The organism is Halopseudomonas sp. Lyrl_26 (genome assembly GCF_051948695.1).
In the GTDB taxonomy this organism is placed as follows: domain Bacteria; phylum Pseudomonadota; class Gammaproteobacteria; order Pseudomonadales; family Pseudomonadaceae; genus Halopseudomonas; species Halopseudomonas formosensis.
Map to the genome: position 1 here is coordinate 21,375 of NZ_JAYJLH010000019.1, position 6,000 is coordinate 27,374.

Sequence of the window (6,000 nt, forward strand, 5' to 3'; positions counted from 1 at the left end):
TGCGTGTCAGACCGGGTCCTTGTGAACCAGCACCTCGGCCTGGGGGAAGCGTTCGCAGATCGCCAGGCGCACCTGCTCCCCCAATGCATGGGCCTGTCCCAGCGGCAGCTCGGCCGGCAGCTCCAGGTGCATCTGGATGAACCACTGCTGCCCGGACTCGCGGGTGCGCAGGTCATGCACGCCCATCACACCGGGCACGGCACGGGCCAGGGCCAGCGCTTCCTGACGAACCTCCTCCGGCAGCTCATGATCCATGAGAATCTGCACCGCATCGCGGCCGATCTTCAGGGCACCCAGGGCAATGAACAGGGCAATACCGATGCCGAACAGCGCGTCCGCACCGCTGATGCCGTACCAGGCCAGGATCAGGGCGACAATGATGCTGGTGTTCATCAGCAGGTCGGAACGGTAATGCAGGGCGTCGGCACGGATGGCGGTAGAGCCGGTGCGGCGGATCACACGGTTCTGGAAACGCAGCAACAGCAGGGTAGCGATAATGGAGAACAGCATCACCCCGACACCGTACCAGGCGCCGTCCAGCGGCATAGGTTGGCGCAGTCGCTCCAAACCCTGCCACAACACCAGGCCGGCGGACAGGGTGATGAACGCGGACTGGGCCAGACCGGCCAGGGCCTCGGCCTTGCCGTGACCGAAACGGTGCCCCTTGTCCGCAGGTGTCAGCGCATAGCCGACAGCCAGCAGGTTGATCAGCGAGGCACCGGCATCCATCAGCGAGTCGGTCAGCGAGGCCAGCAGGCTGACCGAACCGGACATCAGCCAGACGGCGGTCTTGAGGCCGATCAGCAGCAGCGCGGTGGCCAGTGAGGCGTAGGTTACCCGGCGCAGCAGGCGGCCATTTTCCGCGGTAACTTGTGCCCTGTCGGTCATCAGCCGCGTGCCGGCAGGTTCAGCAGGGCCAGTGGCTGGCTGCGCGGGTGCTGAACCTGAACTGCCTGCTCCATCGGCAGGTCGACACCCAGATCCCGGTGCAATATGGCCTTGAGCTTCAGCGGGTCCACCGCACCCTGGTCATCAAGCGCCTCGCCCAGACGTTCCGGAGCCAGGGAATAGCGCGCGTCGGGGAAGTAGATGGCGCCGGTGGCAAAGTCCACCGCAAAGGCCACCAGACCGGGGATGACATAGAACAGCAGGCCGATGCCATTGAGAATGGCCACGCCGGGATCGATCTCGCCGCTGATCTGCCCGCGCCGCTCGGGATAGAAAACGGTGCCGCAGGCGGCGAGCTGGGTGACCAGGGTGGTGCTCAGCAGGATGCTTGCCAGAGCCTTCAGACGCATTGTTGAACCCTCACATACAGGCAGGTGACTGGATGCACCAACTATACGCGTCCGCACTGATGGCTTGAAGATGGCGGAGTATAATGCCCGGCTCCAATCGAAAGTGAGCCCCGATGAACGAGCTTCCCGTACAGGCCGTGCTGCCGGCACTGGACCAGCAGCTGGCCACGCACCCCTGTGTGGTGCTGCAGGCGCCGCCCGGTGCCGGCAAGACCACTCTGGTGCCGCTGGCGCTGCTGGACAGCGACTGGCTGGCAGGAAAGAAGATCATTCTGCTGGAGCCGCGGCGGCTGGCGGCGCGGGCTGCTGCCGAACGCCTGGCCCAGTTGCTCGGCGAGCCGGTGGGTCAGACCGTCGGTTATCGCATCCGCCTGGAAACCCGAGTCAGCGCCGCCACCCGCATCGAAGTGGTGACCGAGGGCATATTGCAACGACTGCTGCAGGCCGACCCCGAGCTGCCCGGCGTCGGCCTGGTGATCTTCGACGAATTCCATGAACGCAGTCTGGACGCCGATCTGGGCCTGGCGCTCTGTCTGCAGACCCAGCAGTACCTGCGCGATGAGCAGGACCCGCTGAAACTCCTGGTCATGTCGGCCACGCTGGATGCGGCGGCGGTCAGCCGGCTGCTGGACGATGCGCCGCTGGTCAGCAGTGAAGGCCGGCAGTACCCGGTGCAGATCCACCACGGCAGTGCGCTGGCCCCGGGGCAGCCCATCGAGCCGGTGCTGGAGCAATTGGTACTGCAGGCGCTGGCCACGGACAGCGGCAGTCTGCTGGTGTTTCTCCCAGGCGCCGCAGAGATCCGGCGACTGCAATCCCGCCTGGAAACCGCCTTGGCCGATGCGCCGGATGTGGATGTGACGCCGCTGTACGGCGATCTTGACTTTGCCGCCCAGCGTGCGGCCATCAGCCCGGCCCCACCGGGGCGGCGCAAGGTGGTGCTGGCCACGCCCATTGCCGAGACCAGCCTGACCATCGACGGGGTGCGGGTGGTGATCGACTCCGGCCTGTGCCGGGAGCCGGCTTTCGATCCGGTGTCGGGCATGACCCGCCTGCATACCCGGCGCATCTCCCGGGCTGCCGCCGAGCAGCGTGCCGGACGCGCCGGCCGTACCGAGCCGGGTGTCTGCTATCGCCTGTGGTCCGCCGATCAGCACGCCCAGCTGGCGGCCCAGAGTCCGGCGGAGATCCTGCAGGCCGATCTGGCGCCGCTGGCACTGCAGCTGGCGCGCTGGGGTGTGGACGATCCCGCCGAACTGGTGTGGCTCGACCCACCGCCTGCCGCCGCCCTGCAGCAGGGCAGGGACCTGCTGGTTCAGCTGGGTGCCCTTGAGGGCCGTGGCAGCGGTTGGGCACTGACCGAACACGGCACTGCTCTGAGTGAGCTGCCGATGCACCCGCGCCTGGCGCACATGCTGCTGCGCGGCCAGGCTCTGGGCCTGGGACAGCTGGCTTGCCGGCTGGCGGCCATCCTCGGCGAGCGGGACCTGCTGCGCGGGGTCGAGGATGCCGACATTGCCCGCCGGCTGGCCACTTTCGATGCACCGCGCAACGAGCCGGCGCTGGATCGCGGCGCCCTGCAGCGGGCACGGCGTCTGGTCGAACAGTGGCAGAAACTGCTGGCCCGCTTCCCGGTAGTCGAACCCCTGCCGAGCCCGCAGGACGAGCACTGGGCGGGATTGCTGCTGGCGCTGGCCTATCCGGATCGCATCGCCAGGCGGCGTGGCGAGCAGGGCAGCGACTATCGCCTGGCCAACGGGCGATCAGCGGCCTTCCCCCAGGTCGACAGTCTGCAGCAGCAGGAGTGGCTGGTGGTTGCCAGCCTCGGCGGGCACGCCAGCCAGCGCAATGCGCGGATCTTCCTGGCCGCGGCTCTGGATGCCGCCTGGCTGCCGACATACCTGCCGGAGCTGCTGCATCAGGAACAGACGCTGGAATGGGATGGGCGCAGCGAAACCCTGGTGGCCGAGCAGCAGTGGCGGGTGGGGGCACTGGTGTACCGCCGCGAGCCGCTCAGGGACATCGAACCGGAACAGCGCAATCGCGCACTCTGCGCGGTGGTACGCAAGCAGGGCCTGAACCTGCTGCCCTGGACCCCTGCGCTGCGCCAGTGGCAGGCGCGTATCCTGCTGCTGCGTAATCTGGATCTTGAGCAGGGCGGCGAGTCCGCCTGGCCGGATGTATCCAATCAGGCCCTGCTGGACAGCCTGGAGCAGTGGCTGGCGCCCTGGCTCGGCAAGGTCACGCGGCTGGCGCATTTTGCCAATCTGGATCTGCCGGCCATACTCACCGGGTTGCTGCCCTGGCCGCTGCCCAAGGCGCTGGATGAGCAGGCGCCGACCCACTGGACGGTGCCCACCGGTTCGCGCATCCGCATCGACTACAGCGAAACGCCGCCGGTACTGGCGGTGCGGCTGCAGGAAATGTTCGGCAGCGCGCAGACGCCGCGCATCGCCAATGGCCGTATGGCGCTCAAGCTGCACCTGCTGTCGCCGGCGCAGCGGCCGGTGCAGGTAACCCAGGACCTGGAGGGCTTCTGGCGCAGCAGCTACGCCGAGGTGAAGAAGGACATGAAGGGGCGCTACCCCAAACACTATTGGCCGGATGATCCCCTGCAGGCCGAACCCACCACCCGGGCCAAGCCACGCAAGTGACCGTCCTGACGTAAAGCGGATGGGCTTTACCCCGGGTGGCGAGCAGCTCGTCCTCCCAGAGAGTGCTCGCCATCGCGTACAATGCCCGGCCCCTTGCTTACCTACCTTCGGAGTCGCCATGGACAACACCAGTCAGATTCTTCTGCGCAGTGCCGAGCTGCTTGCCGGTCAGCGGCTGCTGCTGGTCAACCCCGCGGCTGACGAGCTGACCCGAGAGCTGCCGGGCGACTGGCATGTGTGGACCTGGGACTACTCGGCCTTTCTCGGCCTGCGCGGCAGGTTGCCGGAGCATCAGCTGAGCTTCTCCCACCTGTGTCCGGCAGTGGAAGGGCTGGAAGGGGCCATCCTGGTCATGCCCAAGGCCATCGAGCGGGCCGAGTATGCGCTGGCGCAGATGGCACCACTGCTGGCCGCCGGCTGTCCGCTGTATCTGGTCGGCGAGAAGAAGGGCGGCATCACCCGGGCAGAAAAGCTGCTGGCCGGCTTGGGCGACGGGGCGGAGAAACTGGATTCGGCCCGCCACTGCCAGCTGTGGCGCACCCAGGTCAAGGGTGATGCCCCGGCCTTCCGGCTGGAGGACTGGCAACAGCAGATCGACCTCGATTTCCCCGACCAGAAGGTGCAGCTGACCAGCCTGCCGGGGGTGTTCAGCCATGGCCGGCTGGATGAGGGCAGTGCGCTGCTGCTGGAGGAGATGGCGCCTCTGCCGGCGGGCAAGGTGCTGGATTTCGGCTGCGGGGCAGGGGTGCTCAGCCTGGTGCTGGCGCGGCGCAATCCGGGTTGCCGTTTCGAGCTGGTCGATATCGATGCACTGGCGCTCTATTGCGCGCGTCAGACCCTGGACCAGCATGACGTGGACGCCCTGGTCTATCCCAGTGATGGTCTGAGTGACGTGCATGGCCGCTTTGCCGCCGTGGTCAGCAATCCACCCTTTCATACCGGCGTGCGCCACGACACCAGCATCGCCGAGCGCTTCTTCAACGCCGTGGCGCGCAACCTGCTGCCCCGGGGCGAGCTGCGCATCGTGGCCAACGGTTTTCTCAAGTACCCGCCGCTGATCGAGGCCCATATCGGTCCCTGCCGGGTGCTGCGCGAAAACAGCCGCTTCAAGGTCTACTCGGCGGTGGCGCCGGGTTGATTCACCGGGGCTGTCTTGCTAGAGTTGCGCCCGTCTTAGGGGAGTAGTCTCTCCGGAAGCCCGCCTTCCAAGGCAGCCGTCAACATACTTGGCCCACAGGCCATGGCGTCTGCGACCCGCCGTCACCCAGGGTGACCGGGTTTGACGAGACCTTTGACACGGAACACCAGCCGAGGGCGGGGGTGTCGCCGTGTCATTGGAACAGTCAACCCGCCCTCGTAATGGAATATCCGTGGAAGCCTTCTTCGTTTCGACCGGGGTAGTCACGCTGGCAGAGATCGGCGACAAGACCCAATTGCTGGCGCTGCTGCTGGCAGCCCGTTTCCGTCGGCCATGGCCGATCATCTGGGGCATTCTGTTGGCCACCGTTATCAATCACGCCCTGGCCGGCGCGGTTGGGCAGGTGGTGGGTCAACTGCTTTCCGATACCTGGTTATACAGCCTGCTGGCGCTGAGCTTTATCGCCGTGGCTGGCTGGACGCTGATCCCGGACAAACTGGACGACGACAACATGCCGCCGATCAGCCGCTACGGTGCCTTCATGGCCGCGCTGGTGGCGTTCTTCCTTGCCGAAATGGGTGACAAGACCCAGATCGCCACTGTGGTTTTGGCGGCGCAGTTTGATGCCTACCTGTGGGTGGTCATAGGCACCACCCTGGGCATGATGCTGGCCAACGTGCCGGTAGTGTTTCTCGGCAATGCTGCGGCGGGCAAACTGCCGCTGGGGCTGATCCGCGTGGTTACCGCCATGCTGTTCCTGGCGCTGGGGCTGTATGCGGGGTGGATGGCCTGGACGCATATGACTGCGGCGGGGTGAGTGTTGCTCTCCCTGGGAGCGTCGAGCACCAGCTCGATGATAGGAGTCAGCCGGCACGCGTAGGGTATCGGGCCGAATCCGCAGGACGAGCTG

At 66.5% G+C, this 6,000-nt stretch carries 5 protein-coding genes and 1 riboswitch; of the genes, 3 read left to right on the plus strand and 2 right to left on the minus strand.

Translation table 11 applies throughout. The features are described 5' to 3' along the window. Positions 1–6: 6 nt before the first annotated feature. Both VF673_RS14365 and VF673_RS14370 read right to left on the minus strand, forming a co-directional pair. Positions 7–888: a cation diffusion facilitator family transporter gene (locus tag VF673_RS14365; protein ID WP_320331793.1), complete on the minus strand. Its 882-nt coding sequence runs from the start codon at positions 886–888 to the stop codon at positions 7–9. After that, positions 888–1,298, minus strand: a complete 411-nt coding sequence (locus VF673_RS14370; protein ID WP_440292424.1) for a polyribonucleotide nucleotidyltransferase — start codon at positions 1,296–1,298, stop codon at positions 888–890. Before VF673_RS14370 ends, VF673_RS14365 begins: the two co-directional genes overlap by 1 nt. Positions 1,299–1,411: 113 nt before the next feature. On the opposite strand from VF673_RS14370, the gene hrpB reads away from it, so the two are divergent. The 3 genes from hrpB (at position 1,412) to VF673_RS14385 (ending at position 5,907) form a co-directional block, all read left to right on the plus strand. Then, positions 1,412–3,952 carry an ATP-dependent helicase HrpB gene (hrpB, locus tag VF673_RS14375; RefSeq protein ID WP_440292425.1) on the plus strand — a complete coding sequence of 847 codons (2,541 nt, stop codon included), beginning with the start codon at positions 1,412–1,414 and terminating at the stop codon, positions 3,950–3,952. 118 nt (positions 3,953–4,070) lie between these two features. Beyond that, positions 4,071–5,090, plus strand: coding sequence for a methyltransferase (locus tag VF673_RS14380; protein ID WP_440292426.1), 1,020 nt, complete (start codon positions 4,071–4,073; stop codon positions 5,088–5,090). A gap of 26 nt (positions 5,091–5,116) precedes the next feature. Next, positions 5,117–5,233, plus strand: a riboswitch (yybP-ykoY riboswitch). 89 nt (positions 5,234–5,322) lie between these two features. Continuing rightward, positions 5,323–5,907, plus strand: coding sequence for a TMEM165/GDT1 family protein (locus VF673_RS14385; RefSeq protein ID WP_440292427.1), 585 nt, complete (start codon positions 5,323–5,325; stop codon positions 5,905–5,907). Positions 5,908–6,000 lie beyond the last annotated feature (93 nt).